This window comes from Pseudorhizobium xiangyangii, assembly GCF_020531965.1.
Classification (GTDB): domain Bacteria; phylum Pseudomonadota; class Alphaproteobacteria; order Rhizobiales; family Rhizobiaceae; genus Neorhizobium; species Neorhizobium xiangyangii.
In genome coordinates, this window is the sequence record NZ_JAJAWH010000001.1 from 23,643 (window position 1) to 38,941 (window position 15,299).

A 15,299-nucleotide genomic window follows, 5' to 3' on the forward strand; every position below is an offset into this window, starting at 1 on the left:
TCCTGCGTCATGCTGGAGGCCGCACAATCCGCCAAATCCGTTGATCAAGCGTTAATTCAAGGCATAGCCGCACTATGCTTAGAAATTGGTCAGCTTGTCCGGCAACCCATCATCAAGTACCGCTCCTGCCCGAACTGATCTGGCCGCCTTCGGGGCGATGCAATAGAACGTTTCGCTGCAGTGGCAAGGAATCGTTATGGCATCCTCTGAAAACTCCAAGGGCGCGCTCTACATGTCGCTCGCAATGGCTTCCTTCACCTGCAATGACGCTCTCGTAAAATCTGTAACGTCATCTTTGAGCGTCGCGCAGATCATGACGGTGCGCGGCGTCATGACGACGATCCTCGTCTATTTCGTCGCCCGTCACTTCGGGGCATTGCGCCCGTTGAAGGTGGTCCTCAATCCGCTGATCCTCCTCAGGACGTTCTTCGAAATCGGCGCAACCCTCACGTTCATCACGGCCCTCGGGCGCATCGATTTTGCCAATGTCGCATCGATCATGCAGTCCCTGCCTCTGGCCGTGACGCTGGGCGCGGCCCTGTTCCTGAGAGAGCCGGTCGGCTGGCGTCGATGGACGGCGATTGCCGTCGGGTTTTCGGGCGTGCTGATCATCCTTCGTCCGACCACGGAAGGGTTCGCACCGGCGTCCCTCCTGCTCCTTGCGGCTGTCTTCTTCACATCCGGGCGCGATCTCGTAACGCGGCGTATTGTTGCCAACATTCCATCACTGACCATTACCCTGTTCACGGCAGCGGCCAACACCGTAGTCGGTGCATTCCTCATTCTGCCCATGGGTGGCTGGCAGCCGGTTTCCCTCGACAACTTCCTTCCGCTCGTCGTCGCTGCAGTGCTGACCTTTGCCGGCTATCAGGCAGTCATCATGGCGATGCGGACAGGTGAGATTTCCTTTGTCGCCCCCTTCCGCTACACAAGCCTCATATGGGCGCTCGTCATCGGCATCCTCTTCTTCGGCGAGCGTCCGGACGTTTTTGTCTTCGTAGGTGCTGCGATCATCATCGGCTCGGGTCTCTACAGCTTCTACCGCGAGAACGTGCGAAGGAGGCGCGCCGAGGCGGCCATCCAGCAAGCGCCATCCGTGGCAGAATGAGCTTTAAGGGAAAGGGGAAACGGCATTGAAACAGGCACGTTTTCTGGACAGCGGGACACCTCCGCACATTGCGACGCTCGTGCTTGCTGCCGGGCTTGCCGCCATGTCCATGAACATCTTCCTGCCCTCCCTGGCGACGATGGCAACATACTTCGGCACCAGCTATGCAGTGATGCAGTTTGCTGTTTCCGGCTATCTCGCCGGAACTGCGGTCATACAGCTTGCGATCGGTCCGCTGTCGGATCTGTTCGGCCGCCGGCCGGTGATGATCGCCGGGATAGCGCTTCTCCTCGTCGGAACCGTCATCTGTGCGCTGGCACCCAATGTGCTTGTCTTCATGCTCGGCCGAATGATGCAGACCGGCGTCGTTGCAGGCATCGTGTTATCCCGCGCCATCGTCCGCGACATGGTGCCTATGGATGAAGCCGCCTCGATGATCGGCTATGTGACGATGGGCATGTCGCTGGTGCCGATGATCGCCCCGACCCTGGGCGGCGTGCTGGACGACCTGTTCGGCTGGCAGGCCAGCTTCGTCGCTCTCTTCGTCGTCGGGATCGCCACCCTGCTTCTCGTCTGGCGTGATCTCGGGGAAACGAACCAGGCGCAGGCAACAAGCTTTGGCGCGCAGTTCCGAAGCTGGCCGCAATTGCTGCGCTCGCGGCGCTTCTGGGGCTACACGCTGACCGCGGCATTTTCGTCCGGCGTATTCTTTTCGTTTCTCGGAGGCGCACCCTTCGTCGGCACTGTCATATTCAAGCTGTCCCCGTCGGCGCTCGGCCTCTACTTCTTCAGCATCGCCGGCGGCTACATGTTAGGCAACTATCTGTCCGGGCGCTATGCACGCCGCTTCGGCATCGGTCCGATGATGCTGTCCGGAAACATCGTCAACATGGTAGGCATAGCCGCCGCCTTCCTGTTCGTCCTACTGGATGTGGCGCATCCATTCGCCTTCTTTGGTCCCATTTCGCTGATCGGCATCGGCAACGGCCTGACGTTGCCCAGCGCCAATGCCGGAATGGTCAGCGTCCGTCCCCACCTCGCCGGCTCCGCCTCGGGGCTCGGCGGCGCAATCACCCTGGCCGGAGGCGCGGCGCTTTCCGTTTTGGCCGGCGCCGTCCTCACGCCACAGACGGGAACCGTTCCCCTTTTGGTGGTCATGGCTGTCACTGTCGTCCTGGCGATCGCCGCCACGGAGTATGTCCGCTGGGTTGACCGCCGGGAGGGAGAATTGGAAGGGAGGTCCACGGATGACTGACTTGAAACCGCCTGCCCTCATCCTTGCAGGAGGCAGGTCGCTTCGAATGGGCGCTGCCAAGGCGTGGCTGCCGTTCGGCTCAGGCACACTGCTCTCCCACATACTGCAGCGCCTGGAACCGCAGGTCTCGGACATCGCCCTCAATGTCAGTCCAGGAGTGCCTGTGCCGGCAGGGATCCGTACCGTCTCCGACACGCTCGCAGGACAGCCCGGCCCGCTTGCCGGCGTGCTGGCGGGCTTGCGCGATCTCGGCACCCGGGAAGCCAGGGCATCGCATCTCCTGACCGTCCCGTCCGATGCTCCGTTTCTGCCCCTGGACCTTTCAGAACGTCTCACGGCCGCCTGCGCCCCCGATACGATCGTCGTGGCTGCCTCGCTGGATCGGGCACATTACGTCTTCGGGCTCTGGCCCCTCTCGATAGCCGAGGATCTGGAAGATTGGCTGTCGGATGCGGATCACCGGCGCCTGTCCGACTTTACTGCGCGTCACCGGTCGGTGACCGTGGCTTGGCCCGCGACACAGACCGCCGTCGGGACGCTGGATCCGTTCATGAACCTCAATACGCCGGCCGACCTTGAAGAGGCACGCCGCTTTCTCGAGGTGCTGTCATGAGCGCACCACGTATCTTCGGCATCGCCGGCTGGAAGAACTCGGGCAAGACCGGCCTTGCCGTTCGGCTGGTGGAGGAATTCACCCGCCGCGGCTACCGCATCTCCACCATCAAGCATGCGCATCACGACTTCGACATCGACAAGGTTGGCGCCGACAGCTACCGCCACCGTCAGGCCGGGGCCACCGAAGTAGCGCTCGTGTCGGGCACGCGCTTCGCCATCATGCACGAACTGCGGGGAGAGCCCGAACCGGCGTTCGAAGACATCCTGGCTCGACTGGGGCCTTGCGACCTCGTCCTTATCGAAGGCTACAAGCGGGAGCCCGTTCCCAAGATTGAAGCTCGACGGCTGGACGCTGCGAAACGGGAGCCGCTTGCTCCGACCGACCCTCATATCGTGGCGATTGCAGCCGACCATTCCGTCGAGGAAACCGGTCTTCCGGTCTTCGACCTCGATGATACCGTCGCGATCGCCGACTTCGTTGCGTCCGTCACCGGGTTGCCGCCGAAGCCCTGATCTGCCTTCGCCACGGGATGCGACCTCCCAAACAAAAAAGGCCGGCTTATCAGCCGGCCTTTTTGTTTTCAGATCCAACGGCACTCAGCCGTTGGCGACCATCCGCTTCTCGTCGCGGCCGGTCTTCATCCGCTCGGCGAGCAGGAAGGCCAGCTCGAGCGCCTGGTCAGCGTTGAGGCGTGGATCGCAATGGGTGTGGTAACGATCCTGAAGGTCGCTGGCGGCAACAGCGCGCGCGCCGCCCGTGCATTCGGTCACGTCCTTGCCGGTCATCTCGATGTGGATGCCGCCCGGATGAGTGCCTTCGGCGCGATGGATCTGGAAGAAGCTCTCGACTTCCGACAGGACCCGCTCGAACGGACGGGTCTTGTAGTTGTTGAGCGTGATCGTGTTGCCATGCATCGGGTCGCAGGACCACACGACCTTGCGGCCTTCGCGCTCGACCGCACGGATCATCTTTGGCAGATGGTCCGCGACCTTGTCATGGCCGAAGCGGCAGATCAGCGTCAGGCGGCCGGCTTCGTTTGCCGGGTTGAGCGCGTCGATCAGTTCCAGCAGGTTGTCGGGCTGTAGCGAAGGGCCGCATTTAAGGCCGATCGGGTTCTTGATCCCGCGGCAGTATTCGACATGCGCATGATCCGCCTGGCGGGTACGGTCGCCAATCCAGATCATGTGGCCGGATGTCGCGTACCAGTCGCCAGAAGTGGAATCGACGCGCGTCAGCGCTTCTTCGTAGCCAAGCAGCAGTGCTTCGTGGCTGGTGAAGAAATCGGTCTCGCGCAGGCTCGGATTGTTGTCGGCGCTGATGCCGACAGCCTTCATGAAGTCCATGGTTTCGCTGATGCGATCGGCGAGCTTCTTGTAGCGCTCGCCCTGCGGGCTGTCCTTCACGAAACCGAGCATCCACTGGTGCACGTTTTCGAGATTGGCGTAGCCACCCATCGCGAAGGCCCGAAGCAGGTTCAGCGTCGCAGCCGACTGGCGGTAAGCCATCAGCTGCCGCTCGGGGTTCGGGGTGCGGGCCTCTTCGTTGAACTCGATGCCGTTGATGATGTCGCCGCGGTAGGACGGCAGGCTGATGTCGCCCAGCGTCTCGATATTGGACGAGCGCGGCTTGGCGAACTGGCCGGCAATACGACCGACCTTCACGACCGGCTGCTGGGCGCCGAAGGTAAGGACGACAGCCATCTGCAGGAATGCCCGGAAGAAGTCACGGATATTGTCCGCGCCATGCTCCATGAAGCTCTCGGCGCAATCACCGCCCTGAAGCAGAAAGCCGTTGCCTTCTGCTACATTGGCAAGATGCTTCTTCAGCCGGCGCGCCTCACCGGCAAAGACCAGTGGCGGAAAGGTGGCGAGTTGCGCTTCCGTCGCGCTGAGAGCAGCAGCATCCGGATATTCTGGGACCTGCTGAACCGGTTTTTGCCGCCACGTGCTCGGGGTCCAGTTCTGTGCCATATTCCCACCTGTCTTGGCTCCGGCGAGTGCGTGAGCCTCTAAGCTTCAATTTGGCGCGGCTTATAAACCTTCCCCCCCCTTTTGCCTAGTCTTTTACACCACATTGCCGCCCACCTTGCGACATGCGAACGGGTTTTGCCGGTAAGGTCTCCGTTAAGCATCTTCGTTGGCATTTTAGCGATATCGCCGCGCTAATTCCACATTAGTAAAGCCGCATGAGCCGGCCATCCAGCAGCATGAAGCCGCGACAGTTCGGAATATCTATCGGGGCGCCTACCATGCTTGCTATGTTGAAGACGCTGCTGCGCGATCGCGCCGGCAATTTTGGAATGATGACCGCCTTGCTGGCCGTACCTATTGCCGGCGCCGCCGGATTGGCCATCGATGTGACGCATGCCCTTGCGCTTCGCACACAGCTCTATTCAGCGGCCGACGCTGCTGCGGTGGGGGCAATCTCGGAAAAATCCCTGGCGGTTGCCGAAGCGATGGCCATGCAGGGGGACGGCACGATCACGATAGGCTCCGGCGATGCCGAAAACGTCTTCATGAGCCAGATGCATGGCGAGGCCAGCGAACTGCCGGTCGATCTCGAAATCAGCGTGACAAAGGCCGGTGGCGTCATCGAGTCGCGCGTCGCGTTCAGCGCCTCCGTGCCAACCACCTTCATGCGGGTGCTTGGCCACGAGAGCATTACCATCGGCGGTGCGGCAACCGCGCGCAACCAGACGCCCGCCTTCATGGACTTCTACATGCTGTTGGACAACACGCCGTCCATGGGTGTTGCCGCGACACTGGATGACATCACAAGGATGGAGCACGCGACCCGTTTTGGTGACCCCGCCGGGGGAAACAAGAAATGCGCGTTTGCCTGCCACATTGTCAGTGAGAGCGGCGTCGACGACAAGTCGAGCTTCTACAACGTTGCCCTGAACAACGGCATCCCGATCCGGATCGATGTCGTCGCCCGGGCGACGAAAGCCCTGATGGAAACCGCCAAGAATACGCAGACGGTGGAGAACCAGTTCAGGATGGCCGCCTACACGTTCGGAAAGACCGCCCAGGACGCTCAACTCTTCAAGGTTGCCGAACTCAGCGAAAACCTGGACACGGTCGGCGATGCCACGAGCAAGATCAAGCTGATGAGCATCCCTAAGCAGAACTACAACTATGACCAACAGACCAGCTTCGATAGCGCTTTGGTCAAGATCGGTGACGAGATAACCGAAACGCCTGGCAACGGGACCAGCGCGGCCGACCGCCAGAAGATCGTGTTCTTCGTGTCGGATGGCGTCGGCGACCACTACAAGACGCACGGCTGCGGCAACAAGAAGGGGAAAGTCCCCAACACACCGGGACGCTGCATCGAGCCCATCGACACCAAATTCTGCGAAGACCTGAAGAAAAACAACATCAAGATCGCAATTCTTTACACGACCTATCTGCCATTGCCGAACAATGACTTTTACAAGACCTGGGTGAAGCCTTTCAGCGACAACATCCCGAACAAGATGAGGGAATGTGCAACACCCGGCTACTTCTTCGAAGTCTCGCTCAAGGACGGGATAGAGGACGCCATGAACGCTCTTTTCAAGAAGATCGTCAGCAGCCCCCGTATCACCAGCTGAAGCGCATGCTTGCGAAACAGGGCTGAAGCGGGCGCGTCAGACGCGCTCGCCGTTTCTGACGCGGTAGGTCGGCTGATACATCGTCACCAGTTCCTCAGCGGCAGTCGGGTGCACGGCCATGGTGCGGTCGAAGTCCTCCTTCGTGCATCCGGCCTTCAGTGAAATGCCCAGAAGCTGCGCCATCTCGCCGGCGTCATGGCCCAGCACATGGGCACCGACCACCTTCCGGCTGGCAGAATCGACGATCAGCTTCATGATCATCTTTTCGGCGCGCCCCGACAACGTCGCTTTCATGGGGCGAAACTCCGCCCGGTAGACTTCGATCTCCGGGTAGCGCTTGCAAGCAGCCTCCTCCGACAGCCCTACGGTGCCGATTTCCGGTTGCGAGAACACGGCCGTCGCGATCAGGTCGAGGTCGGGCGTCGTCGGATTGTTCCTGAACTCCGTCTCTATGAAGCACATGGCCTCGTGGATCGCCACCGGCGTCAACTGTACCCGGTCGGTGACATCGCCCAGGGCAAAGATATGCGCAACGCTGCTGCGCGAGTACTCGTCCACGACGATCGCGCCACGTTCGGTCACCTCGACGCCTGCGGCTTCCAAACCAAGTCCCTGCGTGTTCGGATCCCGTCCCAGCGCCAGCATCACCGTGTCCACGGCCAGGGTCTGGCCTGCCAGCGTCCGCGCGACAAGGCCGCCTGCGGGTGCCTTCGACACATCCTCGATCACATCCGTGCAGATGATCCGGATGCCCTTCTCCTCCATCGCCTTGTGCAGGCCCCGGCGCATGTCTTCGTCGAAGCGGGACAGGATCTCCTTGCCGCGATAGATCAGCGTCGTGTCCACACCGAGGCCGTTGAATATGTTGGCAAACTCGACCGCAATATAACCGCCGCCGGCAATCAGGATCGACCGCGGCAGCTCCGGCAGGTCGAAGGCCTCGTTCGAGGATATGCACAGCTCGTGCCCGGGCAGTGCGGCGTGCGGGTTTGGCGCCCCGCCGGTAGCGATGAGGATCCTCTCCGCGGTAACCGTCTGCCCCGTCTTCACGAGCCGAACGGTATGCGCATCGACGAGTTCCGCCCGGGTCTCGAGGATCTCCGCCCCCGCGTTCTCCAGACCACGGCGATAAAGCCCTTCGAGGCGCGCTATCTCACGGTCCTTCGCAGCAACGAGTTTCGTCCAGTCAAAGCTCGTTTCGCCAACCTGCCAGCCGAAACCGGCGGCATCCTCGAAATGTTCAGGAAACTGGGAAGCGTAGACGAAAAGCTTCTTCGGCACGCAGCCGCGGATGACGCATGTGCCGCCGAACCGGTATTCCTCGGCGATCGCAACCCGCTTGCCGAGCGACGCTGCAAGCCGTCCGGCCCGAACCCCGCCGGAGCCTCCGCCGATCACGAAAAGGTCGTAGTCAAAGGCGGTCATGTGAGGCTCCTTGGTCTGCGTGGCGTGTCGGCTCATATAAGGGTTGAAGCCATAAAAGAAAAAGCCCGGATTGCTCCGGGCTTCTTCAATACACAGTCATGATGCAGCGTTACTGCTGCGCCGGGGCTGGTTGTCCGGCATCGACCGCCGGCGGCTGGATCGCGGCGGCGTCGATGACGCCGCGCAGCTTTTCCGTGGCCTGGTTGGTGAGATCGCGCGAAATGCCGTTGGCCCAGATCTCGACCGCCCTGGTCAGTTCCCGCGCAACCAGCGGGCCGTTGGACAGCAGCTTCTTGCCGGCTTCGGTGGCGTAAAATGTCGAAATGGCCTGCAATTCTTCCTGCGTGAACGATTTGGCGTAGATCGTCGCCGCCTCGCGCTCGAGATCCGCGCGACGCGATGCAAGCACCAGTGCCTGCTCATCGACAGCCGCCGAAATCTGCTCCTGGAAGTTGGGCGAGGCCTGAATGAACTCGGCCTTCAGACGCTCGGCAAGTCCCGGAAGAATATTGTCGTAACGGTCTGTGGCGTTGATCGCGGCAATTGCTTCGCGGGCAGCGGTAAGATGCGCTTCGGAAATTTCCTGCGCCCGGAGCGGCATCGCGAGGCTGCCTGTGACGATGACAGCAAGAGCGGCGGCGCGCCCGAAAACCGCGAGTCTGGTCATGGATAGTGTGCTCCTATCTTTCACTTTGCCTTGAGTGTCCGTGCACCCGCCTCACCGGCGATGATCGCGAACGACGCTATATTTATAAACAGCCCATGCTCGACAACGCCGGGTATGGAATTCAATTGGATTGCGAGTGCCTCTGCATCAGGAATACGGCCAAAAGATGCGTCGAGAATATGGTGTCCACCGTCTGTGGTGAACGCATCTTCGGCTGCCTGGCGTAGCTTGATTTCGCCACTTAGGCCAAGTCTTGCGGCAAGCTTCTCAACCGCGATCCGGGTGGCGAGCAAGCCGAAGGGATTGACTTCGATCGGCAACGGAAACGCGCCGAGTGTGTCGACCACCTTGGTCTCGTCGGCAATGACGATCATCCGGGATGACGCCGCCGCCACGATCTTCTCGCGCAGAAGAGCACCGCCGCCGCCCTTGATCAGGCGCAGGTCGGCATCCACCTCGTCGGCGCCGTCGATCGTCAGATCCAGTTCCGGCAGCTCGTCGAGAGATTTCAGCGGCACGCCAATGTCAAGGCACAGCCGTGCGGTCCGCTCGGATGTCGGCACGCCCTGAACCTGCAGGCCATCAGCCACTTTCTCCGCCAGAAGCCTCACGAACTCCTCGGCTGTCGATCCTGTGCCGATGCCGAGCCGCATGCCGTCTTCGACATGTGACAACGCCGCCTCTGCGGCCTTAATCTTCATTTGACGGGCGTCCATGCGCCAGAAGCTCCCCCGCTGTTTCGCCGATGCTGTTTACACGCCTACCCGTGCAAGGGAAAGTCCCCTCGCCCTGCTTGCCGTTTGCTTTTGCCGTTCCGGTATCCTAAGCGAAGCGCAGCACGCGTTCAGGCTTAGAGGTACCCATGACTGTTCCCCTGGTGATCTTCGATCTCGACGGCACCCTTATCGACACGGCACCGGATCTTGTGTCGAGCCTGAACCACACGATTGCAGCCGCCGATCTGGCGCCGGTCACTTATCAAGACCTGACACATCTCGTCGGCCAGGGTGCCCGCGTCATGATCCGCCGCGCCTTCGAGCTTCGCGGCCGCACGATTGATGACGCGTCGGTGGAGCCATTGCTGCAGCGTTTTCTCGAGCACTACAAAAGCGAAATGCCGGGTGGCAGCAAGCCCTACCCCGCGCTCATCGAAGCGTTGGATCGGCTGGCTGATGCTGGCATGAAGCTTGCCGTCTGCACCAACAAGCTTGAGGAACTGGCCATTCCCTTGATCGAAAAGCTCGGCCTGTCCGACCGGTTTTCGGCAATTACCGGAGGCGACAGCTTTCCGGTCAGGAAGCCTGACGCGCGCCACATATTCGGCACGATCGAAAAGGCCGAGGCCGATCCTGCATCGACAGTCATGATCGGCGACAGCATCAACGACATCCTGGCCGCCCGCAACGCCGGTGTTCCGTCGATTGCCGTTACCTTCGGTTATTCGGATGTACCCGTTGCAAAGCTCGATCCTGATCACATCATCGAACATTACTCGGAGCTGACCGCAGACCTCGTGCGCGATCTTCTCGCCGGTCGGATCGGCCAACCGATCGCCTCTGCCGGCTAAGACAGGCGACAGGGAAAAGCGGACAAGGAAAAGGCGGCTCAAGGCCGCCTTTTCGCAGGGTATTGCTGTTTTCTCAGATCGATCGCGCCGTGGTGGTCGCCGCCATCGCTTTCAGCGTGGCCGCGTCGCGGTCGTAGACGTCGTCGAAGTATTCCACGATCCCGTCCTTGTTCGGCCAGGCGGTGAAATAGGCGATGTAGACGGGAATTTTCGCGTTTACCTTCTCGCCTATATTCTTGCCCTGCGCGATGCGGGCGGCAACGTCCTGCTCGGTAATTCCGAGAACTGCAGCCGCCATCTTTCGCGGTTCGGCCAGGCGGATGCAGCCGTGGCTGAGAGCTCGCGTATCCCGGTTGAAGTAGCTCTTCGAGGGCGTGTCATGCATGTAGATCGCATGATCGTTGGGGAACAGGATTTTCAGCTCCCCGAGCGCATTGTCGCTCGATGGCGGCTGCCGGACGGCGATCGCCTGGGTTGATCCGTGCCAGTTGACGCTGGTCGACGACACCGGCCGACCGTTGACCTCGACCTGGTAACCCATGCGGTCGAGATACGAAGCGTCGGCCCGCAGGTGAGGCAGCATCTCGTTGATGATGATCGACTGCGGCACGCCCCAATACGGGTTGAACTCCACCGTCTGCAGCTCGTCCTGGAAGAAATAGGTCTGGTTTGCCTTCGAGCCCACCACGACGCGCATGGAGAACTGCTCGGTTCCCTTGTCGTGATAATAGGCCATGTAGGCGGGCTGGTTGATGAAGACGTTGCGCTCGCCAAGATCGTTCGGAAGCCACCGCGCCTGCTCCATCGCCACGATCAACTTGTTGATCTTGGCTTCGTCGCTGTGGCCAACCAGCGCGCGCACGGTTGCACGCCCGATGACGCCATCCGGCTTCAGGCCGACTTCCTGCTGAAAGGCTTTCACCAGATCGACAAGCTCGGGCGTGTAGTCGCCCGTTTTCTGGTAACTGGCGAAGGTTACCGCATGGCTCGTCTTCAGCGTCTCCGATCCATTCTTCTGAATCGCATGGACGACACCCGCCATGTCGGGGCTATTGTTGCCCGGCTTCAGGAGCAGGTCGTCGCTGATCGCGATCCGGTCACCCACATCGGCAAGCTCCGCCTTCAGCGTGGAGAGTTCGGTCTTGAGAGCGAGGAAATGTGCGCTCTGCGGCGCGAGACTTTCGAGATAGGCAGCCGAGTCGGACTTGGCGAACGGCAGCACCACCGAAAGATTGACGTCCTTCCGCTTGAAGTCGTGATAGCCCGAGATCCGATTGGGATCGATCCGGCCGCGCACCATGTCCTGCGCGAATGTCAGGACCTTGGCTGACATCGCGAGTTCGAACTGCATGAGCGCGATGTCGTGCCCATCCGCGGCTGTCGCTGCGGTATCCGTCGTCGATGCTGAAACCGGCTCTACGCTTGCGGTCATCAGTTCCGGGACTGCGACATCGTAGTCTGCCGGATCCAGACCGTAGTCTCCGGCGCGTGCGAAAAGCGCGATCACGCTCCGCGCCCTCTCGTTCACGTCGCCGTCTGTGACCCAGATCGGCTTTGCGTTCTTGCCGTAGAAACTTTCAACCGCCGCCGCCACGTCGGATGGTGCAGCAACCTTTGCGGACGCCAGCAGACGTTCGCTGCCCGTCGCACCGAGAGCGGCAAAACCACCCGTCTTCACAGTGCGCAGAACTTCCGGCTTGTACGCGTGGTACTTAGGCCCGGCGACCTTCGGCAGCGGCTGTGGATCGACGTTACGCTGCTGGGGCGCGGGATTTCCGCGAACGCCCGGCAGTCCATTGCCGGGTCCGCTGTCGCGCTTGCCCGGCCCGCCTCTGATGAGGTCCATCAACGTTATCGCATGGGCCGGCGCCGCTCCGGCAGCGAACATGGAAAAGCTGGAAACGAACGCCAGTGCGATCGAAGTTCGTCTGGATATGGTCTGCAATTTTATCCCCGTCGCCTTTTGGTGGCCAATTACCGGTGCGCCTCACGCTCTAATGGATCGCGTGAGGTATGGAAAGAAAGCGGTACGCTACGCGGAGAAACTAGATACTGCCCGTGCGACGCAAACCTGCATCGCCAACGTTAAGGAAATATTCGTTAAATTTTTACTGATAAGAAAGATATGGACGCAAATGAGCCGCGTCTGCATTTCCCACAAATCCGTCACCGTGTTATAAATAGCACGAATACATGACTGCCTCCATCGGCGCGGGCCGACCCTTCCCCGGCGATTCGACTTTGCCATCAAAAGCCGCCGTTGCCCTTGCGCGCCGGCTGTTTGTTGAATAACTCCGCTGCATCATCCTGAGCAGCAGAGGCAGCAAAATGGCACCCAACCGCACCGAAACCGACACATTTGGCCCGATCGAGGTCGCAGGCGACCGCTATTGGGGCGCGCAGGCTCAGCGTTCGCTTGGAAACTTCAAGATCGGCTGGGAAAAGCAGCCGCTCGCCGTCGTGCGTGCCCTTGGCATCGTCAAGCAGGCCGCTGCGCGCGCCAACATGGAACTCGCCGGCCTCGACCAGGCGACCGGCAAGGCGATTATCGAAGCGGCACAGGAAGTCATCGACGGCAAGTTGAACGACCATTTCCCGCTCGTCGTCTGGCAGACCGGCTCGGGTACGCAGTCCAACATGAACGCCAACGAGGTGATTTCGAATCGCGCCATCGAAATGCTCGGCGGCGAGATGGGCTCGAAGAAGCCCGTGCATCCGAACGATCACGTCAACATGAGCCAGTCGTCGAACGATACCTATCCGACGGCCATGCACATCGCCTGCGTCGAGGAAATCGTCCATCATCTCATCCCGGCGCTGACGAAACTGCATGCGGCGCTGGAAGATAAGGTCAAGGCCTTCTCCCACATCATCAAGATCGGCCGCACCCACACGCAGGATGCCACCCCCCTGACGCTCGGGCAGGAGTTTTCCGGCTACGCCGCGCAGGTTGCTTCCGCCATCGCCAATATTGAAATGACGCTGCCGGCGCTTTCCAAGCTCGCCCAGGGCGGCACCGCCGTCGGCACCGGGCTCAACGCGCCGGTCGGCTTTGCCGAGAAGGTGGCCGAGGAAATCGCCAAGATCACCGGCCTGTCCTTCGTTACCGCGCCGAACAAGTTCGAGGCGCTCGCCTCGCATGACTCGATGGTGTTTGCCCATGGCGCCATCAACGCGGCGGCGGCAGCGCTCTTCAAGATCGCCAACGACATCCGCTTCCTCGGTTCCGGCCCGCGCGCCGGCCTTGGCGAGTTGTCGCTGCCGGAAAACGAACCCGGCTCGTCGATCATGCCGGGCAAGGTCAACCCGACCCAGTCGGAAGCACTCACCCAGGTCTGCGCCCACATCTTCGGCAACCATGCGGCACTGACTTTCGCCGGTAGCCAGGGCCATTTCGAGCTCAACGTCTATAACCCGATGATGGCCTACAACTTCCTGCAGTCGGTCCAGCTTCTTGGCGACGCAGCGGTCTCCTTCACCGACAACTGCGTCGTCGGCATCGAAGCTCGCGAAGACAACATCAAGCGCGGCGTCGAGAACTCCCTGATGCTGGTCACAGCCCTCAACAGCAAGCTCGGCTATGACAACTGCGCCAAGATCGCAAAGACCGCGCACAAGAACGGCACGACCCTTCGGGAGGAAGCTGTCGGCGGCGGCTACCTGACAAACGAGGAGTTCGACCAGTACGTTCGCCCCGAAAATATGATAGGTCCGCGTTAATCGAAATTTGACGACCACCTCTTCCGGGCGGCAGCTTTTCAGGTTCTCATGAACTTGCATCTGCCGCCCGCATTCGTTCCGGCGAGCGGTTCAAGTCCGAAAAGCACAACTAAAGTATAACTTAAACAAAACGTTAGTGCAGAACAGAGGCTGAAACATAGCCCTCCCCTTACATGAGAAGGCGGTCACATTTCTAAGCGGCCCCTTAATTGTTTTCCAACATTTTTCATATAATGCTTATCAAGTATTTTTTTGAGAGCTGGGGGCATTGATGACGACGCCTACTGCGCCGAAAGCGCAATCGAACGACGTTGTCGGTCAGATCGTATACGCATTGCGTACTATGGGCGTGGCACCGATCCCGAGAAACTACCAGCTATTCTATGAAGCCTATATCGGCTCCAATGGGGTGCTCACGCAGCAATTGGCAGCGCTTGGCACCCATGCCAGCCAGGAAGAACTCGACGCGCTGGCGGCACAGCACCTGGGAACCGGCCATGTCGAAGTCATCGAGAAGGCGCACGACAAGCTTCTCGTTGAGCTCGACAACCTTCTCCGAGTGCTGAGGCAGGAGCAGCGGTCGATGGAGGGTTACGCCAAGCTCCTGGGCGAAACTGCCTCGCATGTGAATTCCAAGGCCAACGTCTCTAACGACATCATCAGCAACGCGATCAGCCTGTTGGCCTCTGCCACGTCGGATACAAAGGCACACGGCGAGAAGACAGTCGAAACGGTGGCGGAACATTCCAACGAAATGGATCAGGTCCGCCGGGAGCTTGACGAGTACAAGCGCATAGCCAACACCGATTCATTGACGCGCCTTTCCAATCGCCGCGCGTTCGATGAGAAGCTGGCCGCCATATTCGACGGGACAGGAAACCTGCCGGTAACCGCACTCGTGCTTGCGGACATCGACAACTTCAAGAAGATTAACGATACCTACGGTCATCCAGTCGGTGACAAAATCCTGGCCACTGTCGCATCCGTGATCCGTTCCAATGTCCGCAAGGACCTGTTCGTAGCGCGAACCGGAGGCGAAGAGTTCGCGGTTCTGGTGGAAGGCAACACGGCCGATGAGGTGAGGGTTATCTGCGAGCGCATTCGCGGGGCGCTCGAGACCCGCCAGTTCCGCAACTCGCGCTCCGGCGTGCAATACGGCCCGGTCACGATATCACTCGGCTACTCCATGGGCTCACAGGCAGACGATGCCGGCGGGCTCTATGCGAATGCGGACGTCGCGCTTTATCACGCAAAGCACTCCGGCAGAAACCGGACGATCTTCTTCAACGAAGTCATGCGCAAGGACTATGTCGGCAAGAACTGGCTGATCTACAAAGCCTAGGGTG

14 protein-coding genes are annotated in these 15,299 nt (G+C 60.5%); 9 read left to right on the plus strand and 5 right to left on the minus strand.

What is annotated here, in order from left to right; translation table 11 throughout:
- Positions 1-196: 196 nt before the first annotated feature.
- From LH464_RS00105 to mobB, 4 genes are read left to right on the plus strand one after another with little or no spacing between them, the layout of a single operon-like run.
- Positions 197-1,108, plus strand: coding sequence for a DMT family transporter (locus tag LH464_RS00105; protein WP_226784318.1), 912 nt, complete (start codon positions 197-199; stop codon positions 1,106-1,108).
- A 25-nt stretch (positions 1,109-1,133) separates the two neighbouring features.
- Positions 1,134-2,363, plus strand: a complete 1,230-nt coding sequence (locus LH464_RS00110; RefSeq protein ID WP_226784319.1) for a multidrug effflux MFS transporter — start codon at positions 1,134-1,136, stop codon at positions 2,361-2,363.
- Positions 2,356-2,976, plus strand: coding sequence for a molybdenum cofactor guanylyltransferase MobA (gene mobA / locus LH464_RS00115; RefSeq protein WP_226784320.1), 621 nt, complete (start codon positions 2,356-2,358; stop codon positions 2,974-2,976). Before LH464_RS00110 ends, mobA begins: the two co-directional genes overlap by 8 nt.
- Positions 2,973-3,491 (plus strand): molybdopterin-guanine dinucleotide biosynthesis protein B, encoded by a 519-nt coding sequence (mobB, locus tag LH464_RS00120; RefSeq protein ID WP_226784321.1) that lies wholly within the window; start codon positions 2,973-2,975, stop codon positions 3,489-3,491. The genes mobA and mobB overlap by 4 nt, the downstream gene beginning before the upstream one ends.
- A gap of 84 nt (positions 3,492-3,575) precedes the next feature.
- Here the strand turns inward: mobB and LH464_RS00125 are convergent, their stop codons facing one another.
- On the minus strand, positions 3,576-4,949 hold the full coding sequence (locus tag LH464_RS00125; protein ID WP_226784322.1) for a class II 3-deoxy-7-phosphoheptulonate synthase: 1,374 nt from the start codon (positions 4,947-4,949) through the stop codon (positions 3,576-3,578).
- Between the two features lie 287 nt (positions 4,950-5,236).
- Between LH464_RS00125 and LH464_RS00130 the strand changes: the two genes are divergently transcribed.
- Positions 5,237-6,574: a TadE/TadG family type IV pilus assembly protein gene (locus LH464_RS00130; RefSeq protein WP_226784554.1), complete on the plus strand. Its 1,338-nt coding sequence runs from the start codon at positions 5,237-5,239 to the stop codon at positions 6,572-6,574.
- 36 nt (positions 6,575-6,610) lie between these two features.
- On the opposite strand, the gene gor is transcribed toward LH464_RS00130, so the two are convergent.
- From gor to rpiA, 3 genes are all read right to left on the minus strand, one after another.
- A complete protein-coding gene (gene gor / locus LH464_RS00135) occupies positions 6,611-7,999 on the minus strand; it encodes a glutathione-disulfide reductase (protein WP_226784323.1) in 1,389 nt (462 codons plus the stop codon).
- Positions 8,000-8,108: 109 nt separating this feature from the next.
- A complete protein-coding gene (locus LH464_RS00140) occupies positions 8,109-8,666 on the minus strand; it encodes a DUF2059 domain-containing protein (RefSeq protein ID WP_226784324.1) in 558 nt (185 codons plus the stop codon).
- 20 nt (positions 8,667-8,686) lie between these two features.
- On the minus strand, positions 8,687-9,382 hold the full coding sequence (rpiA, locus tag LH464_RS00145; protein WP_226784325.1) for a ribose-5-phosphate isomerase RpiA: 696 nt from the start codon (positions 9,380-9,382) through the stop codon (positions 8,687-8,689).
- A 146-nt stretch (positions 9,383-9,528) separates the two neighbouring features.
- Here rpiA and gph point away from each other — a divergent pair, with 146 nt between their 5' ends.
- The gene (gene gph / locus LH464_RS00150; RefSeq protein WP_226784326.1) at positions 9,529-10,233 is read left to right on the plus strand and encodes a phosphoglycolate phosphatase; all 705 of its coding nucleotides are present in this window, start codon (positions 9,529-9,531) and stop codon (positions 10,231-10,233) included.
- 73 nt (positions 10,234-10,306) lie between these two features.
- Here gph and LH464_RS00155 read toward each other — a convergent pair whose 3' ends face one another.
- Positions 10,307-12,121: a L,D-transpeptidase family protein gene (locus LH464_RS00155; protein ID WP_390624893.1), complete on the minus strand. Its 1,815-nt coding sequence runs from the start codon at positions 12,119-12,121 to the stop codon at positions 10,307-10,309.
- Here LH464_RS00155 and LH464_RS00160 point away from each other — a divergent pair.
- From LH464_RS00160 to LH464_RS00170, 3 genes are all read left to right on the plus strand, one after another.
- Entirely contained in the window at positions 12,120-12,413 is a 294-nt protein-coding gene (locus LH464_RS00160; RefSeq protein WP_226784328.1) for a hypothetical protein, read from the plus strand. The genes LH464_RS00155 and LH464_RS00160 overlap by 2 nt on opposite strands.
- A gap of 148 nt (positions 12,414-12,561) precedes the next feature.
- Positions 12,562-13,953: a class II fumarate hydratase gene (fumC, locus tag LH464_RS00165; RefSeq protein WP_226784329.1), complete on the plus strand. Its 1,392-nt coding sequence runs from the start codon at positions 12,562-12,564 to the stop codon at positions 13,951-13,953.
- A gap of 271 nt (positions 13,954-14,224) precedes the next feature.
- Positions 14,225-15,295, plus strand: a complete 1,071-nt coding sequence (locus tag LH464_RS00170; protein WP_226784330.1) for a GGDEF domain-containing protein — start codon at positions 14,225-14,227, stop codon at positions 15,293-15,295.
- Positions 15,296-15,299: the final 4 nt, after the last annotated feature.